This window comes from Microbacterium sp. TPD7012 (assembly GCF_003075395.1).
In the GTDB taxonomy this organism is placed as follows: Bacteria; Actinomycetota; Actinomycetes; order Actinomycetales; family Microbacteriaceae; genus Microbacterium.
Genome location: NZ_QDFV01000004.1, coordinates 343,430 through 362,608 on the forward strand (window position 1 = coordinate 343,430; position 19,179 = coordinate 362,608).

19 protein-coding genes are annotated in these 19,179 nt (G+C 69.4%); 16 read left to right on the plus strand and 3 right to left on the minus strand.

What is annotated here, in order from left to right:
• The first annotated feature begins 48 nt into the window (after positions 1–48).
• From DC434_RS13125 to DC434_RS13150, 6 genes are all read left to right on the plus strand, one after another.
• Positions 49–927: a LysR family transcriptional regulator ArgP gene (locus DC434_RS13125; protein WP_116635733.1), complete on the plus strand. Its 879-nt coding sequence runs from the start codon at positions 49–51 to the stop codon at positions 925–927.
• A gap of 188 nt (positions 928–1,115) precedes the next feature.
• Positions 1,116–1,751 carry a SipW-dependent-type signal peptide-containing protein gene (locus tag DC434_RS13130; RefSeq protein WP_116635951.1) on the plus strand — a complete coding sequence of 212 codons (636 nt, stop codon included), beginning with the start codon at positions 1,116–1,118 and terminating at the stop codon, positions 1,749–1,751.
• A 7-nt stretch (positions 1,752–1,758) separates the two neighbouring features.
• Positions 1,759–2,382 (plus strand): SipW-dependent-type signal peptide-containing protein, encoded by a 624-nt coding sequence (locus DC434_RS13135; protein WP_116635734.1) that lies wholly within the window; start codon positions 1,759–1,761, stop codon positions 2,380–2,382.
• 33 nt (positions 2,383–2,415) lie between these two features.
• Positions 2,416–3,033 (plus strand): signal peptidase I, encoded by a 618-nt coding sequence (locus tag DC434_RS13140; protein ID WP_116635952.1) that lies wholly within the window; start codon positions 2,416–2,418, stop codon positions 3,031–3,033.
• A complete protein-coding gene (locus DC434_RS13145) occupies positions 3,030–3,671 on the plus strand; it encodes a hypothetical protein (RefSeq protein ID WP_116635735.1) in 642 nt (213 codons plus the stop codon). The genes DC434_RS13140 and DC434_RS13145 overlap by 4 nt, the downstream gene beginning before the upstream one ends.
• Entirely contained in the window at positions 3,668–4,177 is a 510-nt protein-coding gene (locus tag DC434_RS13150) for a hypothetical protein (protein WP_116635736.1), read from the plus strand. The genes DC434_RS13145 and DC434_RS13150 overlap by 4 nt, the downstream gene beginning before the upstream one ends.
• Positions 4,178–4,187: 10 nt before the next feature.
• Here the strand turns inward: DC434_RS13150 and DC434_RS13155 are convergent, their stop codons facing one another.
• Complete coding sequence (locus DC434_RS13155) at positions 4,188–4,868, minus strand: YqaJ viral recombinase family protein (RefSeq protein WP_116635737.1); 681 nt, start codon at positions 4,866–4,868, stop codon at positions 4,188–4,190.
• A 73-nt stretch (positions 4,869–4,941) separates the two neighbouring features.
• Positions 4,942–6,303: a glucose-6-phosphate dehydrogenase gene (locus DC434_RS13160; protein WP_116635738.1), complete on the minus strand. Its 1,362-nt coding sequence runs from the start codon at positions 6,301–6,303 to the stop codon at positions 4,942–4,944.
• Positions 6,304–6,349: 46 nt separating this feature from the next.
• On the opposite strand from DC434_RS13160, the gene DC434_RS13165 reads away from it, so the two are divergent.
• The 3 genes from DC434_RS13165 (at position 6,350) to rplL (ending at position 9,286) form a co-directional block, all read left to right on the plus strand.
• Complete coding sequence (locus DC434_RS13165) at positions 6,350–8,140, plus strand: glycoside hydrolase family 15 protein (RefSeq protein ID WP_116635739.1); 1,791 nt, start codon at positions 6,350–6,352, stop codon at positions 8,138–8,140.
• A 226-nt stretch (positions 8,141–8,366) separates the two neighbouring features.
• Positions 8,367–8,855: a 50S ribosomal protein L10 gene (rplJ, locus tag DC434_RS13170; RefSeq protein WP_116635740.1), complete on the plus strand. Its 489-nt coding sequence runs from the start codon at positions 8,367–8,369 to the stop codon at positions 8,853–8,855.
• Positions 8,856–8,902: 47 nt separating this feature from the next.
• Positions 8,903–9,286 (plus strand): 50S ribosomal protein L7/L12, encoded by a 384-nt coding sequence (gene rplL / locus DC434_RS13175; protein WP_116635741.1) that lies wholly within the window; start codon positions 8,903–8,905, stop codon positions 9,284–9,286.
• 69 nt (positions 9,287–9,355) lie between these two features.
• On the opposite strand, the gene DC434_RS13180 is transcribed toward rplL, so the two are convergent.
• Positions 9,356–10,360 (minus strand): LacI family DNA-binding transcriptional regulator, encoded by a 1,005-nt coding sequence (locus tag DC434_RS13180; RefSeq protein WP_116635742.1) that lies wholly within the window; start codon positions 10,358–10,360, stop codon positions 9,356–9,358.
• A gap of 287 nt (positions 10,361–10,647) precedes the next feature.
• On the opposite strand from DC434_RS13180, the gene DC434_RS13185 reads away from it, so the two are divergent.
• From DC434_RS13185 to DC434_RS13215, 7 genes are all read left to right on the plus strand, one after another.
• Positions 10,648–11,967 carry an extracellular solute-binding protein gene (locus tag DC434_RS13185; protein ID WP_116635743.1) on the plus strand — a complete coding sequence of 440 codons (1,320 nt, stop codon included), beginning with the start codon at positions 10,648–10,650 and terminating at the stop codon, positions 11,965–11,967.
• Between the two features lie 101 nt (positions 11,968–12,068).
• Entirely contained in the window at positions 12,069–13,208 is a 1,140-nt protein-coding gene (locus tag DC434_RS13190; protein WP_116635744.1) for a sugar ABC transporter permease, read from the plus strand.
• A complete protein-coding gene (locus tag DC434_RS13195; protein WP_116635745.1) occupies positions 13,208–14,194 on the plus strand; it encodes a carbohydrate ABC transporter permease in 987 nt (328 codons plus the stop codon). The genes DC434_RS13190 and DC434_RS13195 overlap by 1 nt, the downstream gene beginning before the upstream one ends.
• 143 nt (positions 14,195–14,337) lie before the next feature.
• Positions 14,338–15,726, plus strand: coding sequence for a cystathionine beta-synthase (locus tag DC434_RS13200; protein ID WP_116635746.1), 1,389 nt, complete (start codon positions 14,338–14,340; stop codon positions 15,724–15,726).
• A 54-nt stretch (positions 15,727–15,780) separates the two neighbouring features.
• Positions 15,781–16,935, plus strand: a complete 1,155-nt coding sequence (locus tag DC434_RS13205; RefSeq protein ID WP_116635747.1) for a cystathionine gamma-synthase — start codon at positions 15,781–15,783, stop codon at positions 16,933–16,935.
• A gap of 190 nt (positions 16,936–17,125) precedes the next feature.
• Positions 17,126–18,490 (plus strand): multidrug effflux MFS transporter, encoded by a 1,365-nt coding sequence (locus DC434_RS13210; protein WP_243408924.1) that lies wholly within the window; start codon positions 17,126–17,128, stop codon positions 18,488–18,490.
• Positions 18,491–18,521: 31 nt separating this feature from the next.
• Entirely contained in the window at positions 18,522–19,154 is a 633-nt protein-coding gene (locus tag DC434_RS13215) for a phosphatase PAP2 family protein (RefSeq protein WP_243408925.1), read from the plus strand.
• Positions 19,155–19,179: the final 25 nt, after the last annotated feature.

Below are 19,179 nucleotides of genomic sequence, written 5' to 3' on the forward strand. Positions count from 1 at the left end.
CTCAACAGCACCAGCGATGATTCCTTCCGAACCATTAGCCTGGCTAATGTGAAGATCGATCCAGAACTCGCCGCCACCGTCGCCGCCGTGGCCGACGAGGGCACGCTCGACGCGGCCTCGCGGCGCCTGCGCATCACCCCGTCGGCTGTCAGCCAGCGCCTGAAGGCTCTGGAACAGCAGCTCGGCCGCATCCTCGTCGTCCGGACGAAGCCCGCGACGCTGACCGAGGCGGGGGAGGCGGTCGTGCGGCTGGCGAGACAGATCGCCCTGCTCGAGCACGATGCGCTCGCCGGCGTCGGCATCGACGACGGCGCCGGTGCCCGGCGCACCAGCATCCCGCTCGCGGTGAACGCCGACTCGATGGCGACCTGGTTCCTGGCTCCGCTCGCCCGGCTGTCCGCACGACACGACATCGACTTCGACCTGCACCGGGACGATCAGAACTTCACGGCGCGGCTGCTCGAGTCCGGCACCGTCATGGCGGCGGTCACGAGCGAGGAGAACCCCGTCGCGGGATGCTCGGTCGCACCGCTGGGCATGATCGAGTACCGAGCCGTGGCCGCGCCCGCATTCGCGGAGCGCTGGTTCGCCGACGGCGTCGACCGCGCGGCCCTGGCGGACGCCCCGTTCGTCGACTTCGACCGGCGCGACACGCTGCAGCACGACTGGCTGCGCGCACAGGGCGTGTCACATCAGGGGGTGCCCCGGCAGTACGTCCCGGCGTCGCACGACTACGCGCTGGCCGTGCAGCTCGGCCTGGGGTGGGGCATGCTCCCTCGGCTGCAGGAGGCGCCGGGGCTGGTGAGCCTCGGCGGCCCGTCGCTGCGGGTGAAGCTCTACTGGCAGCAGTGGAACCTGCGCTCCGACCTCCTCGACACCATCGCGGCCGAGGTCGCCGACGAGGCGAGACGCGTGCTGCAGGCGTGATCCGATCGGCGCTCGGCGCTGAGAGCGGTGAGCCGCGGAAGACCCTTCTGCGCGCGATGTGCGTTCTTCCTGCACGGAAACGGCTTGTCACCTGGGATTTGGCTGAAAGACTGAAACCGGCGGAACCGTAGGTCTCGGAGGAGGGACCGGTGGTTCACGCCATCGACCGAATCCTGAGGGGGACGAACATGGTCAAGAAGCAGAATCAGCGGAAGGTGCTCGCGGTGCTCGCGGGCGGACTCGTGCTCGGTGTCGGCGTCGCGGTGACGCTCGCCGCCTGGAACGATTCCGAGTTCGCGACCGGCACCTTCACCGCCGGATCCTTCAACCTCGAGGGATCCACAGCCGGTGACGTCGATGCGAACTACAGCGACCACAACGTCGACGACGGAGACACCGCCGCCACGCTCGCCTTCGACCTCCCGGCGGACATCGTCGACAACATGTCCCCCGACGACGCGGTGTATGCCGGCTTCTGGGTGCGCCTCGCCGCAGGAACGACCACCGGAGCCGACCTCGTCGCCGCCGGGACCACGGCCGATCCGGCAGCGACGTCGAACACCGACCACCTCGGCTATGCGATCTACGCCCTCGCCCCCGGGGCCACCTGCAACGCGGCATCCGCGGTGGGCACCCCGATCGCGACCGGCGCGACGCTCGATGCCCAGGCCGGCGTCACGACCGTGCCGCTTCTCGAAGGAGCGACGGCCGCTGTGGCGGGAACCGCCGTGCAGCTGTGCTTCGCCGTGACCGCGGACGCGAGCCTCGAACAGGGTCTCGAGACCACGGCGACGTGGGAGTTCACGGCGACCTCGACGGACTGAGCACCTGATGGACACCCGCAGAGACGTGCGGGAGGCGAAGCGACTCCGCTCCCGCCGTATCCGTGCTGTCCTGGCGGGAGGGCTGGTGCTGGGCGTCGGCGCGACGATGACACTCGCGGCGTGGAACGACTCGGAGTACGCCACCGCGACGTTCACCGCCGGCAAGTTCGACATCGTCGGTGCCGCCGACGGCACCACGTTCGCCAGTCATGCCACCACGGGCACGGCGGCCGCGCTGACCTTCGTCGCGGCGCCGACGGCCATGGCTCCGGGGACGACCACCTATGCGCTGTACAGCGTGAAGACCGCGAATCCGTCGATCGCAGGGACCCTGCAGTGGTCGGCGGGCACTCCGGGCGGCACCGGACTCGCGACCTATCTGACGTACGGCGTCCGGACGATCAACGGCACCGCCTGCAATTCGACGACCTACCCGCTGGGCACCGCGCTGGTCGCCGACGGCTCCGCCTTGACCGCGAACGGAACGACGACGCAGACGGTGTCGGCGAACGGCGGCAACCAGATCAACTACTGCGTCGCCGTCACGCTGCCGCTCACGGCCCCGAACGCGGCGCAGTCGCTGACGATGTCGCAGACGTGGCAGGTGCTCGGCACCTCGTCGGCCCCGTAGCGGGTCGACGGCCGCAGACGGATGGAGGACGAGATGACGACGTCGGAGACGCGACGGAGTCTGCGCGAGCAGCCCGCCGCGTCCGGCGCGCCCGCGCCCGCCCTCTCCCCGGTGGGACGGCCGTCTCGTCGCGGGCCGGGCCGAGCCATCGGCGATCTGCTGCTGTGGATCGCGGCCGCCGGCGGCGTGATCTGCATCGTGCTCGTCGTTCTCGCGTTCACGGCGCAGATCACCCTGATCATGTTCCGCACCGGCTCGATGTCGCCGACCATCCCGGCCGGCTCCGTCTCGATCGTGCAGCGCATCCCGGCCGGCGAGATCGAGATCGGCGACGTCGTGACCGTCGACCGCCCCGGTGAGCTCCCCGTGACGCACCGCGTGACCTCGATCGAGCCGGGGGCGAGCGCGCAGGAGCGCGTCATCACGATGCGCGGCGATGCGAACGCCTCCGAGGACCCGTTCCCGTACACCGTGACCTCGGTGCGGATCGTCCTGTTCTCGGTCCCCGGTATCGCGCTGCTGGTCGCGGGTATGGGCAGCCCCGTCGTGTTGGGCGGACTCACCCTCGCCGCCACCGCCCTCGTCGTCTGGGCGTTCTGGCCGCGTTCGGGCGGAGGATCGCGACGCCGCCGAGCGGGGGGCGTCATATGAGGAAGAGGCTCCTCGCCGTTCTAGGCGCGATCGCCGCGGCGGTGCTCCTGGCACCGACGGCGGCATGGGCGGCTCCGACCACCCAGGTGATCCAGGGCGACGTTCTCCGTCTCGTGTCGGTCGCGGACTGGGACGCCGCCTCGAGTCTGCTGCCTGGTGTGCCGGTGCAGTGGGACGTCGAGGTGAGCGCGGATGCGCCCGACCCCGGCATCGTCCGGATCGGCGTGAGCGCGACCGGATCGGCGACGCTGCTGCTCGACGTCTCCCTCTGCGCGACCGCCTGGGGTGCCGGAGGCTGCCCGGGAGGCGCGACCGTTCTGAGGACCGACTGGAGCATTCCCCGCGACGGTGCGCAGGTCGGGCTCACCGAGATCACCGACACGGAGATCGCGTATCTCCGGCTCGCGATCACGCTCGATCCGGCGGATGTCGAGGGCAGCACCGACATCCGCGTGCACGCGCAAGGGGCGGGAGAGTCCGCGGTCGTCGGACCCGACGGTGGCCTTGCGACGACGGGTCCTTCCCCGCTGCTGCCCTGGGTTCTCGGAGCCGGTGCGCTTCTGGTCGTGTCGGGCGGCGTGATCGTGATCGCCCGTCGTCGACGTGCCGGGCAGGACGCGGGAGGGGGGACAGCATGACACCGCGCACGCGCCGGATGCTGGCCGGGCTGGCCGGCCTCTCGCTGCTGGCCGGAGTCGCCGCCCTTCCGCCGGCTCAGGTCACGGAGGCGCAGTTCACCGACCCCGACTTCGGCTCGTCGACGTTCACCGCCCAGACCCTGGTGACACCCGTCATCACGGGCTGCACGGTCGCGAACAACGGCCTGGGTGTCTTCCAGAGCGTCACGATCACCTGGACCGCGCTGTACCCGCTGGCGAGCGTGCGACTGACAGCCACGTCCGGAACGACCACCGGCACCGTGGCGCCCGCCAACATCACCGCGAGCGGACCCGTCGCCGGCGTCTACTCCTACTCGGCCACCCTCAGTCAGGCGCTGCTGACGAGCCTGGTGAGCAACCTGCTCGGCAGCACGACCACCCTGACGGTCACGAGCCTGATCCCGTCGACGACGTGGGTCTCGCCGGGTGCGACGAGGAAGCTCACGATCGCACTCCTCGGCCTCAACGCCGCCTGCACCGTGTGAGTCGCGGGCGTCAGTCCGCCAGTGCCAGGGCGCGGAACGCGTCGCGCTCGCGCAGCTGCTCGCGGCGGCTGGCCGCGGCATCCGCGATGCGGGTCGGCGGCTGCTGTCCGGTGGTGCGTCGGTAGAGCTCGTCGATCAGGTCGGTCGCGAGTCCGATGAGCTTCGCGATCTCGCGGTCGTCCCGATCGATCCAGACGCAGCGGGGCTCATCGTGGATGGGCGAGAAGTCCTCGTGCTGCTCCCAGACGAACAGCGTGCGCTCCGCGCCCAGCACGTGCTGCTGCCACCACACCTGTCGCAGGTAGGTGCGAGGGATGCCGCTCCACGGCTTGTTGGTCGTCTTGATCTCGGCGAGCTTCACCCGCCCGGCGGCGTCGACGGCGATGCCGTCCGGCGTGGCCAGGTGCCGGTGCTCGACCTCGGCGCGGAACAGCGCCGACGAGGGGAGGATGCCGTGGGTCGCTGCGACCCAGGCGGCGATCTCGGGCTCGCGACGGCGCCCGTGGTCGGTGTAGGCGTTGCCGCCGAAGCGGGGACCGCCCCCGAGCTTGGCGTCGGCGGCGCGCGAGATCGACTTCTCGCTGGTGAGCCCGGCGACGTCGGTCGCGGTGATGCCGCGGGACCGTGCTCGCATCCACGCCACCCTGTCGCGCGAGTCCGCGACGATGCGTGCGGCGAGTTCGGGGTTCACTCCTCGACCCTAACCCCGTCCGCCGACGCTGCGGTCCGTACACGCCGCACCGCGGTCGCTCGGCGGGATTGCGTCAGTGCGAGGGCCAGGAGGCGGGACCGGAGGAGCCGGCGACGTACTCCTCGAGCGGCACGTCGCCATCGCGCCACGCCTGCAGGATCGGAGCGACGATGCGCCAGCACTGCTCGGCCGCGTCTCCGCGGACGGCCAGCAGGGGATCGCCGTCGAGGACGCCGGACAGCACCTCGGCGTAGGCCTTGAGGGCGCCCTCGCCGAGCTCCGCCGAGAGCGTCGCCCGCTCCAGCTCGAAGGGATCCTCCGCCGCGTTGAGATTCAGCTCGAGAGACATGCGATCGGGACCGAGGGAGAAGCGCAGGATCGCGCCGTCGGCCGTTCCGGTGAGACCGGCGGGCACGTGCCGCACCGGCCGGAACCGCACCACGATCTCGGTCGCGGGCTCGCCGAGCGCCTTGCCCGAGCGGAGCCGGAACGGCACGCCGGCCCAGCGGGAGTTGCGCACCTCGAAGGTCGCCTCGGCGAGCGTCTCGGTCTCCCTGGCCGGGTCCACTCCGGGCTCGTCGACGTACGAGGGCTTGTCCACGCCGTCGACGCTTCCTGCCGTGTAGCGGGCGCGGCGCGTCGCGGCCACGGGATCGTCGTCCCAGACGAAGGTCGCCCGCAGCACCGCCCCGGTCGCCTCGCGGAAGTCGACCTCGTCGAGCGTGGCGGGCTCCTCCATGGCGAGCACGGCGAGGACCTGCAGCAGGTGGCTCTGGATCATATCGACCAGGGCGCCGGCGGAGTCGTAGTACCCGGCGCGGCCTTCCAGTGCGAGCCGCTCGTCGTAGACGATGCTCACCGATTCGATGCTCTCGGCGGACCAGAGCGGTTCGAGGATGCGGTTGGCGAAGCGAGCGCCCAGCAGGTTCAGCGTCGTCGACCGGCCGAGGAAGTGGTCGACCCGGAACACCTGACTCTCCGGTACGAGCGCCGTCAGCGTGCGGTTCAGTGCGCGGGCGCCGGCCTCATCGGTGCCGAAGGGCTTCTCCATCACCAGCATCGCGCCGGTCGGCAGCATGTCGGGCGTCATCGCCGCCACGGATGCCGCGGCGATCGACGGCGGCACGGCGAAGTAGAGGGCGACCTGGCCTGAGCACTCCTTCAGCAGTGCGCGCAGGTCGTCGGGCTGCGTGATGTCGGTCTTGCGATACGTCAAGTCGACGCGGGATGCCGCATCCTCGGCGTCCATCGTCGCGAACGACTTCCGGACGACGTCCTCGAGGTCGGCATCCGTCCAGTCCTCCCGGTCGGCGCCGATGAGATGGACCACGCGGGAGGGCTCGCGGACGAGCAGCTGCCCGAGGGCGGGCAGCAGGAGGCGGGAGGCGAGATCGCCGCCGGCCCCGAAGATCACCAGCGTCGTCGCATCGGTCATGGTCCCACCGTAACCGCTCCACAGCCGGCCATGTCAGACTCGGGCGATGCCTGCTCCGATCGAGGACTACGCCCTTCTCAGCGACTGCCGCACCGGCGCGCTGGTCTCCCGCGACGGGAGCATCGACTGGCTCTGCCTTCCCCGCTTCGATGCGCCGTCGCTGTTCGGAGCGCTCCTCGGGGAGCCGGGCAACGGACGCTGGAGCCTCCGTCCCACCGACGACACGGCCGTGCCGCATCGGCACTACATCTCCGACACGTTCCTCCTCGTCACCCGCTGGGAGACGGCGAGCGGCGTCGCGGAGGTGCAGGAGTTCCTGCCGCTCCACCCGACGCGCACGGATGTCGTGCGACGGATCGTCGGCATCTCCGGGCAGGTCGAGTTCGCCACCGAGTTGCGGCTGCACTTCGACTACTCCCGGCGTCTGCCCTGGGTGCGCCAGGTCGGAACGCGCGAGGAGCCGGCACTCCGCGCGACCGCGGGGCCGGAGGCCGTGATCGTGCGGGGTCTGCAGCTCGTCGCCGAGGATCACGTGCACCGAGGGACGGTGACGCTCGGCGCGGGGGAGCACCGGGACCTGGTGCTCAGCTGGTTCCCCTCGCACGAGCATCCGCCCCGACCGCTCGACGTCGAGGACGCGATCGCCGGCACCCGCGCCTGGTGGCAGGGATGGGCGAGCGGCATCGAGCACGACGGTCCGTATCGCGCGGAGGTCGTCCGATCGCTGCTGGTCCTCCGCGCGCTGACGAACAGGGACACCGGCGGCATCGTCGCCGCGGCCACGACCTCGCTTCCCGAGCAGTTCGGCGGCTCGCGCAACTGGGATTACCGCTTCGTCTGGCTGAGGGATGCCGCGCTGACGCTGGAGGCGCTCATCGCCCACGGATTCCTCGACGAGGCGCACGACTGGCGGCGCTGGCTGCTCCGCGCGGTCGCCGGCGAGCCGGCCGAGGTGCAGATCATGTACGGGATCGCGGGGGAGCGCGACCTGATGGAACGCGAGATGCCGAGTCTTCCCGGCTACGACGGCGCTGCCCCTGTGCGCATCGGGAACGGCGCCGTCGATCAGTACCAGGGTGACGTCGTCGGCGAGGTGCTGGTCGCCCTGGAAGCGGCGAGGATCGCCGGACTCGGTGAGGGAGACTTCTCCTGGCCGCTGCAGCGGGCGCTCATCGAGCACGTGATCGCGTCGCTCGATCGTCCGGACAACGGAATCTGGGAGATCCGCGGCGAACCACGGTGGTTCACCCACTCGCGCGTCATGATGTGGGCGGCCGTGGACAGGGGCGTCCGCGCCGTGCGGGAGCACGGCCTCTCCGGCGACGCGGACCGGTGGGAGCGGACCCGCGACGATCTGCGAAGCGAGATCGACCGTCGCGGGGTGCATGCCGACGGCCACTTCGTGCAGCACTACGACTCGGCCGAGGTCGACGCCTCGCTCCTGGTGCTCCCGCAGGTCGGATACTGCGCGCCCGACGACCCGCGGATGCTGCGGACCGTGGAGCAGATCGAGCGCACCCTGCTCGAGGACGGGCTGCTGCTGCGCTACCGCACGGAGTCCGGAGTCGACGGCCTCGCCGGCGGGGAGCATCCGTTCCTCGCCTGCAGCTTCTGGCTCGTCGAGCAGTACGCCGCGACCGGGCGCATCGACGAGGCGGGTGCGCTGATGGAGCGTCTGCTCACGATGACGAACGACCTCGGACTCCTCTCGGAGGAGTACGACGTGACGAACGCGCGCCAGGCCGGGAACACGCCGCAGGCGCTCTCGCACCTCAGCCTCATCCGCGCCGCCGACGCCCTGGCCGGACATCGCGGACGTGCGGCCGATCGCCGCTGATTTGGGGGACGGCGGCCGGTGAGGTAGCCTTGTCGTAACCGAAGACCGCTGGTCATCGTCGTGCGTGCGAACGCGAGGCGATCGAAGCTCTGCTCAGCAGGGGCCCGCGCAGGACACGAACTTCTCGAAGCTCCGTGCGCTTGCGCCGGAGCTTCTTTCTTTTGCAGGGGGTCCGAGGCCGGCGCCCCACCACCGTGCGGCGCCACGTACACACCAAGGAGTGACCATGGCGCAGAAGGATGCATCGGTCGCCGAGCTCACGAAGTCATTCGAGAACTCGAACGCCGTCCTGCTGACCGAGTACCGCGGTCTGACGGTTGCCCAGCTCAAGGAGCTGCGCAACAGCATCCGTCAGGACGCCGAGTACGCCGTGGTGAAGAACACGCTGACCAAGATCGCTGCCAACAAGGCCGGGATCACTGCGCTGGACGACGACCTCAAGGGTCCGTCGGCTGTCGCTTTCGTGCACGGTGACTTCGTCGCCACCGCCAAGGCTCTGCGTGACTTCGCCAAGGCCAACCCGCTTCTCGTGATCAAGTCCGGCGTCTTCGAGGGCAACGCCCTCTCCGCCGACGAGGTCAACAAGTACGCCGCGCTGGAGAGCCGTGAGGTTCTGCTGGCGAAGGCTGCGGGCATGATGAAGGCGACGATGGGCAAGGCTGCCGCCACCATCGACGCGCTTCGCGAAAAGCTGGAGACCGCTGAGGCCGCGTAAGCGTCCGGCGATCTTTTTCACAAACCCCATCTATTAGGAGATACATCATGGCGAAGCTTTCCACTGAGGAGCTGCTCGAGCAGTTCGCTGGCCTGACCCTCGTCGAGCTCAACGACTTCGTGAAGGCGTTCGAGGAGAAGTTCGAGGTCACCGCTGCTGCACCCGTCGCCGTTGCCGGCGCTGCGGGCGCGGGTGGCGCTGCCGAGGCCGAGGAGGAGAAGGACTCGTTCGACGTCATCCTCGAGGCTGCCGGCGACAAGAAGATCCAGGTCATCAAGACGGTCCGCGAGCTCACCTCGCTGGGTCTCGGCGAGGCCAAGGCCGTCGTCGACGGTGCTCCCAAGGCCGTGCTCGAGGGCGCGAACAAGGAAGCCGCCGAGAAGGCCAAGGCTGCTCTCGAAGAGGCAGGCGCCACGGTTACCCTCAAGTAATCACCGCGTCTCCACGCTTCATCGAAGGCCCCGGGTCCGCCCGGGGCCTTCGTGCGTCCCTGCCGCGGTTCAGCGCGGCGGGGCCGTGGAGCTGCGCACCACGAGAGCGGATGCCGCGGCGACGTGCTCGAGCGGATCGTCGGGTCGGCTCATCCTCCGGGTGAGCAGTCGCACGGCCTCATGCCCCTGTTCCCTGGGCGACTGGCCGATCGTCGTGAGGGCGAACATCTCGGCGTGCTCGTGATCGTCGATTCCGACGACGCTCAGCTCGGTCGGCACGGCGATGCCGAGGCGTCGCGCCGCGATCACGGCGCCGATCGCGGCTTCGTCGCAGACGCCGACGATGGCGGTCGGACGATGCCGGCGGTCGCCGAGCAGGCCGGCTGCCGCGGTGTATCCGCCGGGCATGGTCGGGGTCGCGCCGACGACGCGCGCGCGGTCCGCGAGGCCGGCGGTCCGGAGGGCGTCGCGGTAGCCGTCGAGGCGTCGCGCGTCGCCATAGCTCAGCTCTGCCGCATCCGTCGACCCGCCCACGAACGCGATGTCCTGGTGGCCCAGCTCGATCAGGTGCTCGGTGGCGATGCGCGCGGCATCCGTGTCGTCGATCGACACGGCGCTCGACCCCTCGCTGTACGGTCCGACGCTGACGAGGGCGCGCTCCGCGCGCTGCAGTCGTTCCAGCTCCCTCGCGCTGGGCTGGATCCCCACCGCGATGATGCCGTCGAACCTCCGGCGGGGGAGCACGTGCTCGAACAGCCGCTCCCTGGTGCGCGAGCCCTCCGGCACGCCGTAGAGCGAGAGGTCGTAGTCGAGCGCGAACAAGGATTCCTGGATGCCGGCGAGCAGCTCGGCGAAGAACCAGCGATCGACGGGCGGCATGACGACGCCGACCGTCTGCGTGCGTCCGGTCGCCAGGCTCGTCGCGGAGGAGTGGGCGACGTAGGAGAGCTCGTGCGCGGCATCCGCCACCCGCTGACGCGTCTCGTCCGAGACGTATCCGCGTCCGGTGAGCGCGCGGCTCGCCGTCGCCTTCGACACGCCGGCACGAGCGGCGACGTCCGCGATCGTGCTCATCGGTCCTCCTCGACCTGTCACGCGGCGATGCGTGCGGCGACGCGACCGGCGCGTGCCGGGTGACAGCGTAGTCGTTCGGCAGCGGAAAGGGAACCGGTTCCACAACGGAATCGAGGGAGCGCTCCCATCACACGCCAGGCAGAGCTGTGAAAGGTTGCGAGCTTGTGACCGTTGCTTATTGTGCCGGGGAGCGGAAGGCCAGTAGGTTGGCCTGGAATCGGTTCCCGAACGACGCCGGGGGTGGCGTCGGGCGAAGCGGGACCCTGTACTCGAAGAGGAGAATTCACATGGCTCTGTCACAGCGTTCACGGCGGCTCGTACCGCTCGCCCTGCTGGGGGTCGCGGGCATCGCGCTCGCCGGTTGCGGGGCTCCGGGCGGTGCGCCCGGAGGAGGCGGCGGCGATGACGGCGGAGACGCCACCGTCACGATCTACGGAACGATCGTCGACGCGGAGGCGGAACTCCTCCAGGAGTCCTGGAAGGACTGGGCCGACGAGAACGGCATCACGATCAAGTACGAGGGCAGCCAGGACTTCGAGACGCAGCTCGGCACGCGCGCGCAGGGCGGCAACCCGCCCGACATCGCGATCTTCCCGCAGCCCGGACTCTTCGCGGACTTCGCCAAGCGCGACTACCTGAAGCCGGCGCCCGAAGAGGTCGAGAAGAACGCCAACGAGTACTGGACCGAGGACTGGGTGAACTACGGCACGGTCGACGACACCTTCTACGGTGCGCCGCTGATGGCGAACGTCAAGGGATGGATCTGGTACTCGCCGGCGAAGTTCGCCGAGTGGGGCGTCGAGGTTCCGACGACTCTCGACGAGCTGACCGCGCTGACCGAGTCGATCCAGGCCGCCACGGGCACCCCGGCATGGTGCGCCGGATTCGAATCCGGAACGGCGACCGGCTGGCCGGGCACCGACTGGGTCGAGGACTACGTGCTGCGCCAGGCCGGTCCCGAGGTCTACGACCAGTGGGTCACGAACGAGATCCCCTTCACCGACCCGCAGATCAAGACCGCGTTCGACTCGGTCGGCGAGATCCTGCTGAACCCGGCGAACGTCAACGCCGGCTTCGGCGATGTGCGCTCGATCAACTCGACCGCGTTCGGCGACGTCGCCCCGGCACTCGCCAGCGGCAGCTGCGCGCTGACCCACCAGGCGTCGTTCCTCTCGGGCTTCTACCCCGAGGGCACGAACATCGCCGAGGACGGCGACGTCTGGGCGTTCATGCTCCCGGGTGAGTCCGCCGACGAGAACGCGGTGACCGGTGCCGGCGAGATCGTCGGAGCGTTCAGCGAGTCCGAGGCCACGCAGAAGGTGCTCGCGTACCTCTCCAGCCCCGAGTGGGCCAACAGCCGCGTCAGCCTCGGCGGCGTCACCTCCGCGAACAACGGGCTCGACCCGGCGAACGCGAAGGACCCGATCCTCCAGGAGACCATCAAGATCCTGCAGGACCCGGACACGACGTTCCGCTTCGACGCGTCCGACCTGATGCCCGGTGCCGTCGGCGCCGGAACGTTCTGGAAGGGAATGGTCGACTGGGTCAACGGCGCCTCCACCGATGAGGTGCTCACGCAGATCGAGACCGGCTGGCCTTCGAGCTGATCGGTGTGGGAGGGCCGTCCTCGCGGACGGTCCTCCCATTCTCACGGCGCGCACACCGACGTGCGCGCCGCTGATCCGCAACGCGTGACGAAGGGGATTCCGTGAACGCGACAGTATTCTTCCAGTGGATCGGGACGCTCCCGCCGATCCTGCAGGCCGTCATCGTGGTCACCGCGTTCGCGGTGGTCGTGGCCGTCATCCTGCTCCTCGTGGACGTCGCTCCGCGCCGAGGAGCGATCTACACCTGGGTGCGGCTGGCGATGTGCCTGCTCATCCCGCTCGCCGTGATGTTCTTCTTCAGCTCCTACTACTGGGCGATGGGCGTCGCCGTCGTCGTGGGTGCGCTGTTCTTTCTTCTGGACTACCGGTCCCGGGATGGCGCGGGCTACCTGATCCAGCTGGTGGCCTTCATGGCCCCGGCCCTGCTGCTCCTGCTCGTCGGGCTCATCCTGCCGTCGATCCAGACGATGTACTCCTCGTTCCTGAACTCCTCCGGCAAGGACTTCGTCGGGTTCGCGAACTACCTCTGGATCTTCACGCAGTCCGACGGCATCACCTCTGTCATCAATTCGATCGTGTGGGTGCTGCTCGTGCCGACCGTGTCGACGATCGTCGGACTCGCCTACGCCGTCTTCATCGACCGCACGCGCGGCGAGAAGATCTACAAGGTGCTCGTGTTCATGCCGATGGCGATCTCGTTCGTCGGCGCCAGCATCATCTGGCGGTTCATGTACGAGTACCGCGGCGGCGAGTTCAAGCAGATCGGTCTGCTCAACCAGATCCTGGTCTGGTTCGGCGGCGAGCCGCAGCAGTGGCTCCTGAACGAGCCGTGGAACAACCTGTTCCTGATCGTGGTGCTGATCTGGGTGCAGACCGGATTCGCGATGGTCGTGCTGTCGGCATCGATCAAGGGCGTCCCGGCCGAGCTGCTGGAGGCCGCGGAGCTCGACGGCGCGAACGCCTGGCAGCGTTTCCGCTCCGTGACCGTCCCGTCGATCCGACCGGCGCTCATCGTCGTCCTCACCACCATCTCGATCGCCTCGCTCAAGGTCTTCGACATCGTCCGCACGATGACCGCAGGAAACTACGGCACATCGGTGCTCGCGAACGAGATGTACACGCAGTTCTCGAAGTTCGAGGCCGGCCGCAGCGCTGCGCTGTCGGTCATCCTGTTCATCCTGGTGCTGCCGATCGTCATCTACAACGCGAGACAGATCAAGAAGCAGCGGGAGGTGCGCTGATGACCATTTCCACGAGCTCCGGATCCGCGGAGCAGAAGACCCCCACCGGCGCGACCAGCACGCGGGCGATCACGACGGGCGGCGGCCTCGACGGCGCCGCAGGGCGGGCGCGCAAGAAGCTCTCCCGGCCGTGGGCCTCGGTCGGATCGATCATCATCGCGGTCCTGTGGACGATCCCGACGCTGGGGCTGTTCATCTCCTCGTTCCGTCCTCGCGACCAGATCCAGTCGAGCGGATGGTGGGAGTTCTTCGCCAACCCGCAGATCACGCTGGAGAACTACGTCGACGTGCTGCAGTCCGGCACGACGCAGCTGACGATCCTCGAGTCCTTCGTCAACTCGATCGCCATCACCATCCCGGCGACCGTGATCCCGCTGATGATCGCGGCGATGGCGGCGTACGCGTTCGCCTGGATCGACTTCAAGGGCCGGAACGCGCTGTTCATCTTCGTGTTCGCCCTGCAGATCGTGCCCATCCAGATGGCCCTCGTGCCGCTGCTGAGCTCCTTCTCCCGGGGCATCAACCTCTTCGGACTGCAGGTCACGCTCCCGCTCGATGCCTCGCAGGGGTACGCCCAGGTGTGGATCGCGCACACGATGTTCGCCCTGCCGCTGGCGATCTACCTGCTGCACAACTTCATGTCGGAGATCCCCGGCGAGATCATCGAGGCCGCGCGCGTCGACGGCGCATCGCGCGGGCAGATCTTCTTCCGGATCGTGCTGCCGCTGACGATGCCCGCGATCGCCTCGGTCGCGATCTTCCAGTTCCTGTGGGTCTGGAACGACCTGCTCGTCGCTCTCGTCTTCGCCGACGGGGCTGCGGCGCCGATCACGAAGCTCCTCGCCGAGATCACCGGCACGCGTGGAAACGACTGGTACCTGCTCACGGCCGGAGCCTTCGTGTCGATCATCATCCCGTTGATCGTCTTCTTCGCCCTGCAGCGGTACTTCGTCCGCGGTCTCCTGGCGGGGTCGACCAAGGGCTGACCCTTCGACAGGCTCAGGGACCCACTCGGGTCAGGGACCCACTCGGGTCAGGGACCCACTCGGATCCCTGAGCCTGTCGAAGCGCCGCGGGCATGCGTGCAACACAGCCCCACCCGCGGCATCCCTCCCCGTACCCTGAAGTCATGAAGTACGCAGACTCCATCGTCGACCTCGTCGGCGACACGCCCCTCGTGAAGCTCCAGCACGTCACCGAGGGCGTCGCGTGCACGGTGCTCGTCAAGCTCGAGTACATGAACCCCGGTGGCTCCTCGAAGGACCGCATCGCCTCGCGGATCATCGACGCGGCCGAGGCCGCCGGCGACCTGAAGCCCGGCGGCACGATCGTGGAGCCCACCAGCGGCAACACCGGCGTCGGACTCGCGCTGGTCGCGCAGCAGCGCGGGTACAAGTGCGTCTTCGTGCTCCCCGACAAGGTGGGCGAGGACAAGATCGACGTGCTGCGCGCCTACGGAGCAGAGGTCGTGGTGACGCCGACGTCGGTCGCGCCCGACAGCCCGGAGTCCTACTACAGCGTGAGCGACCGGCTCACGCGCGAGATCCCCGGCGCGTTCAAGCCGAACCAGTACGAGAACCCGAACGGTCCGCGCAGCCACTACGAGACGACCGGGCCCGAGATCTGGCGCGACACCGACGGAGCCGTGACGCACTTCGTCGCCGGCGTCGGCACCGGAGGAACGATCACCGGGACGGGCCGATTCCTCCGCGAGGTCTCCGACGGTCGTGTGCGCATCGTCGGCGTCGATCCCGAGGGCAGCGTCTACAGCGGCGGAACCGGACGCCCGTATCTCGTCGAGGGCGTGGGCGAGGACATCTGGCCGGGAGCGTACGACCCCTCCGTGCCGCACGAGATCGTGGCGGTCGGCGACGCCGACGCGTTCGCGATGACCAGGCGCCTGGCCAGGGAGGAGGGCATCCTGGTCGGCGGGTCCAGCGGGATGGCCGTCGTCGGCGCCCTGCGGGTGGCCCGTGAGCTGCCAGCGGATGCCGTGATGGTGGTGCTCCTCCCGGACGGCGGGCGCGGCTACCTGGGCAAGATCTTCAACGACGGGTGGATGCGCTCCTACGGCTTCAGCGACGTGGAGGAGGGGGAGACCGTGGCCGATGTGCTCGCGGCCCGCACAGCCCGTCAGACGACGGCATCCGGCTCCGGTATCCCGGATCTGGTGCACGCGCACCCGACCGACACCGTGCTCGAGGCGATCGGGATGATGACGGAGTACGGCATCTCCCAGCTCGTCGTGCTCAGTGCGGAGCCGCCGGTCATGATGGGCGAGGTCGTCGGCACCGTCGACGAGAAGGGTCTGCTCGACCTGCTGTTCCGCGGCGAGGCGAATCCGACGGATGCCGTGGGCGCGCACGTGGGCGAGCGGCTTCCGCTCGTCGGCATCCACGCCTCCGTGGCGCAGGCGCGCGCCGCGCTCGCCGAGGCCGATGCGCTGCTGGTCACCGAGGACGGCAAGCCGCACACCGTGCTCACCCGGCAGGACCTGCTGTCGTACCTCTCACGCTGACGCGTGGCGTAACGGGAGGGCTGCCGCGCAGACCGCGGACGTAGGCTGGGGAGCATGTCCGAGCACTCCTTCGCCACCCGAGCCATCCACGCGGGCCAAGAGCCCGACCCCCGCACGGGCGCGATCATCCCACCGATCTACCAGGCCTCCACACATGTGCAGGACGGCATCGGAGGGTTCCGGGAGGGCTTCGAGTACAACCGCGCGGGCAACCCGACGAGATTTTCTCTGGAGACGCAGCTCGCCTCGCTGGAAGCCGGCGCGAACGCGCTCTCGTTCGCCTCGGGCCTTGCGGCGGAGGACGCGCTGCTGCGCGGCATCCTGAAGCCCGGCGATCATGTGCTGCTCGGTAACGACGTCTACGGCGGCACGTACCGTCTGCTGACCAAGGTGCTCGCGCCCTGGGGTATCGAGACCACGACGGTCGAGCTCGCCGACGTCGAGGCGATCCGCGAGGCGATCCGGCCGGAGACGAAGATCGTGTGGCTGGAGACGCCGAGCAATCCGCTGCTGAAGATCGTCGACATCGCGCAGATCGCCGAGATCGGGCATGCGGCCGGGGCGATCGTCGTCGTGGACAACACCTTCGCCTCGCCGGCGCTGCAGCAGCCGCTGGCGCTCGGCGCGGATCTCGTCGTGCACTCGACCACCAAGTACCTCGGCGGGCACTCCGACGTGCTCGGCGGCGCGGTCGTCTTCGGTGACGACCGCTTCTTCGAGCAGGTCAAGTTCCAGCAGTTCGCCGTCGGTGCGGTCTCCGCCCCGCTCGATGCCTGGCTGACCACCCGCGGCATCAAGACGCTCGCCGTGCGGATGCGGCAGCACTCCGAGAACGCGCAGGCGATCGCCGAGTGGGCGGCGAGGCGTTCCGAGTTCGCGCAGGTGTTCTTCCCCGGCCTCGCCTCGCACCCGGGGCACGAGATCGCGGCGAAGCAGATGAGCGGGTTCGGCGGCATGCTGTCGTTCGGCCTCGCCGGCGGAGCGGACGCGGCGCGCACCTTCGCCGAGAGCACCGAGCTCTTCCAGCTCGCCGAATCGCTCGGCGGCGTCGAGTCGCTCATCGGGTACCCGTCGGACATGACGCACGCATCGGTGCGCGGCACCGCGCTCGCCGTGCCGGAGAACGTCGTGCGCCTCTCGGTCGGCATCGAGGACGTCGACGACCTGATCACGGACCTCGAGCAGGCGCTCGCGCGCCTGGGCCGCTGAGGGATCGGCGGCGTCGCGGGATCTCGGCGGCTGGGTCGCTGAGCATCCGGGATGGGTCGCTGAGCATCCGGGGCGGTCGTTGATCCTCCGGGATGGGTCGCTGAGCCCGTCGAAGCGATAGCATGGGTGCTTTCCCCGGTCGAATCGTTTCGATCTCGCGCGCCCCCGCCTGACCTCCGGAAGGACCGTCGTGTCCGACGCTCCACGCACTGACTCCATCCCGACGACTCCGCAGCCCGAGCGCACCCCGACGGGCAGCATCCGCACGTCCAGCGCCACCGGCGCGATCCGCACCCTGGGCAGCAATCCGGCGACCGCGCCGATCATGCTGCACCCGGGAGACGCGATCTCGCTCGGCCGGCGAACCCTGTACATCGTGCTGCTCGGCGCCCTCACGGCGCTCGGACCGTTCACGATCGACCTCTACCTGCCTGCCTTCCCTGTGCTGGAGGAGGACTTCCAGACGACGGCCGCCGCCATCCAGCTGACGCTCACCGGCACCATGATCGGCTTCGCGCTCGGTCAGCTCGTCGTCGGGCCGCTCAGCGACAAGGTCGGGCGACGGTTCCCGCTGATCGCCGTCACCGCCCTGCACGTGCTCGCGAGCGTCGCCGCGGCGTTCGCACCCGACCTCGGCCTGCTGAGCGCCGCCCGCGTGCTCATGGGCATCGGCGCCGCCGCCGGCGGTGTCGTGGCCATGGCCATCGTCCGCGACCTCTTCGGCGGGCGTCGGCTGGTCGTGATGCTGTCGCGGCTCGCGCTCGTGTCCGGGGTCGCCCCCGTGGTCGCGCCCCTGATCGGCTCGTGGCTGCTGACGCTCATGCCCTGGCGCGGGATCTTCGTCGTGCTCGCCGCCTACGGCGTGATCATGCTGCTCTCGGCGATCCTGTTCATCCCCGAGACGCTGCCCGTCGCGCGGCGTCAGGGACGCGGCGGCGCGACCATGCTGCAGCGGTACAAGTCCGTGCTCTCGGATCGCGTGTTCATCGGCGTGCTGATCATCGGCGGCATGAGCTTCTCCGGACTGTTCTCCTACCTGTCGGCCTCGCCGTTCCTCTTCCAGGAGACGCACGGCCTCGACGCGCAGCAGTACGGTCTGCTGTTCGCGGTGAACTCTCTCGGCGTGGTCACAGGCGTGCAGGTCGCCTCGCGCCTCGCTGCACGATTCGGTCCCCAGTGGGTCCTGGCGTACTCGACCGCGATCCTGCTGCTGGCGGGCACGGCGATCATCGTGACCGACCAGCTCGGCCTCGGACTCTGGGGCACGGTCATTCCGCTGTTCGTGTTCATGACCGCCTGCGGGTTCACGTTCCCGAACGTGCAGGTCCTGGCGCTCGACCGGCACGGCAAGGCGGCCGGCACAGCCGCGTCGATCCTCGGCGCGGTCAACTTCGGCGTCGCCGGGCTCATCTCGCCGATCGTCGGGTGGATCTCGAAGGACGCCGGGATCACGGCGACGACGATGGCGTCGGTCATGGTCGGCTGCGCCGTGATCGGCATCCTGTCGCTGTGGCTCATCGTGCGTCCGCGCACCGTGGCGATGCTCACTCCCTGAGTGCACAGGGTTCATCGGCCATGATGGGACGATGAGCAGACGGATGCTGTTGTGGTGGGGCGTGGGGTGTCTCGTCCTCGCGACGGCTCTGGGTGCGTTCGTGGTCTTCGGGTACTCCGAGACGCCGGGGTTCGACCGGTGGTGGAACGAGCTCATCGCGAGCGTCCGCGGTGACTGGATGTACTCGTTCGCGCTGGCGCTGAACTGGGTCGGCGGCGGATGGGTCGCGATCCTTGGGGTGCCGCTCCTCGCGATCGTCGCGCTGCTGCTCGCACGCCGCTGGCGCAGTGCCCTCTTCGCGGCGATCTGCTTCGCTGCGAGCGCGGGAGCCGTGCAGCTGCTCAAACAGCTGTTCGGGCGAGCCCGGCCGGAGGACATGCTCGTGGTGAGCGACTACGGGTCGTTCCCCTCGGGTCACACCGCGAACGCCGCGACGATCGCCCTGGTCATCTGGGTGCTGTTCCCGAAGGCTTGGACCGCGCTCCTCGGCGCGCTCTGGGTGCTCGCGATGGCGCTCTCGCGCACGTTCCTCTCGGTGCACTGGGCGAGCGACACTCTCGGCGGAGCACTCGTCGGGGCGGGAGTGGTGCTCGTGCTCGCCGCCTGGCTGCTGCCGTGGGTGCGACACCGTCGCGAAGAGCCCGTCGAGGCGCCGGTAGGCTGACGGGACCCCGATCGTTCAGAGGAGT

What these genes read in the sequence shown, in the direction of transcription:
- DC434_RS13200 (WP_116635746.1), top strand. Translation starts at nt 14,338, where the DNA reads ATGAAGTACGCAGACTCCATCGTCGACCTCGTCGGCGACACGCCCCTC.
- DC434_RS13165 (WP_116635739.1), top strand. Translation starts at nt 6,350, where the DNA reads ATGCCTGCTCCGATCGAGGACTACGCCCTTCTCAGCGACTGCCGCACC.
- rplL (WP_116635741.1), top strand. Translation starts at nt 8,903, where the DNA reads ATGGCGAAGCTTTCCACTGAGGAGCTGCTCGAGCAGTTCGCTGGCCTG.
- DC434_RS13205 (WP_116635747.1), top strand. Translation starts at nt 15,781, where the DNA reads ATGTCCGAGCACTCCTTCGCCACCCGAGCCATCCACGCGGGCCAAGAG.
- DC434_RS13180 (WP_116635742.1), bottom strand. Translation starts at nt 10,360, where the DNA reads ATGAGCACGATCGCGGACGTCGCCGCTCGTGCCGGCGTGTCGAAGGCG.
- rplJ (WP_116635740.1), top strand. Translation starts at nt 8,367, where the DNA reads ATGGCGCAGAAGGATGCATCGGTCGCCGAGCTCACGAAGTCATTCGAG.
- DC434_RS13150 (WP_116635736.1), top strand. Translation starts at nt 3,668, where the DNA reads ATGACACCGCGCACGCGCCGGATGCTGGCCGGGCTGGCCGGCCTCTCG.
- DC434_RS13135 (WP_116635734.1), top strand. Translation starts at nt 1,759, where the DNA reads ATGGACACCCGCAGAGACGTGCGGGAGGCGAAGCGACTCCGCTCCCGC.
- DC434_RS13145 (WP_116635735.1), top strand. Translation starts at nt 3,030, where the DNA reads ATGAGGAAGAGGCTCCTCGCCGTTCTAGGCGCGATCGCCGCGGCGGTG.
- DC434_RS13140 (WP_116635952.1), top strand. Translation starts at nt 2,416, where the DNA reads ATGACGACGTCGGAGACGCGACGGAGTCTGCGCGAGCAGCCCGCCGCG.
- DC434_RS13215 (WP_243408925.1), top strand. Translation starts at nt 18,522, where the DNA reads ATGAGCAGACGGATGCTGTTGTGGTGGGGCGTGGGGTGTCTCGTCCTC.
- DC434_RS13160 (WP_116635738.1), bottom strand. Translation starts at nt 6,303, where the DNA reads ATGACCGATGCGACGACGCTGGTGATCTTCGGGGCCGGCGGCGATCTC.
- DC434_RS13130 (WP_116635951.1), top strand. Translation starts at nt 1,116, where the DNA reads ATGGTCAAGAAGCAGAATCAGCGGAAGGTGCTCGCGGTGCTCGCGGGC.
- DC434_RS13195 (WP_116635745.1), top strand. Translation starts at nt 13,208, where the DNA reads ATGACCATTTCCACGAGCTCCGGATCCGCGGAGCAGAAGACCCCCACC.
- DC434_RS13185 (WP_116635743.1), top strand. Translation starts at nt 10,648, where the DNA reads ATGGCTCTGTCACAGCGTTCACGGCGGCTCGTACCGCTCGCCCTGCTG.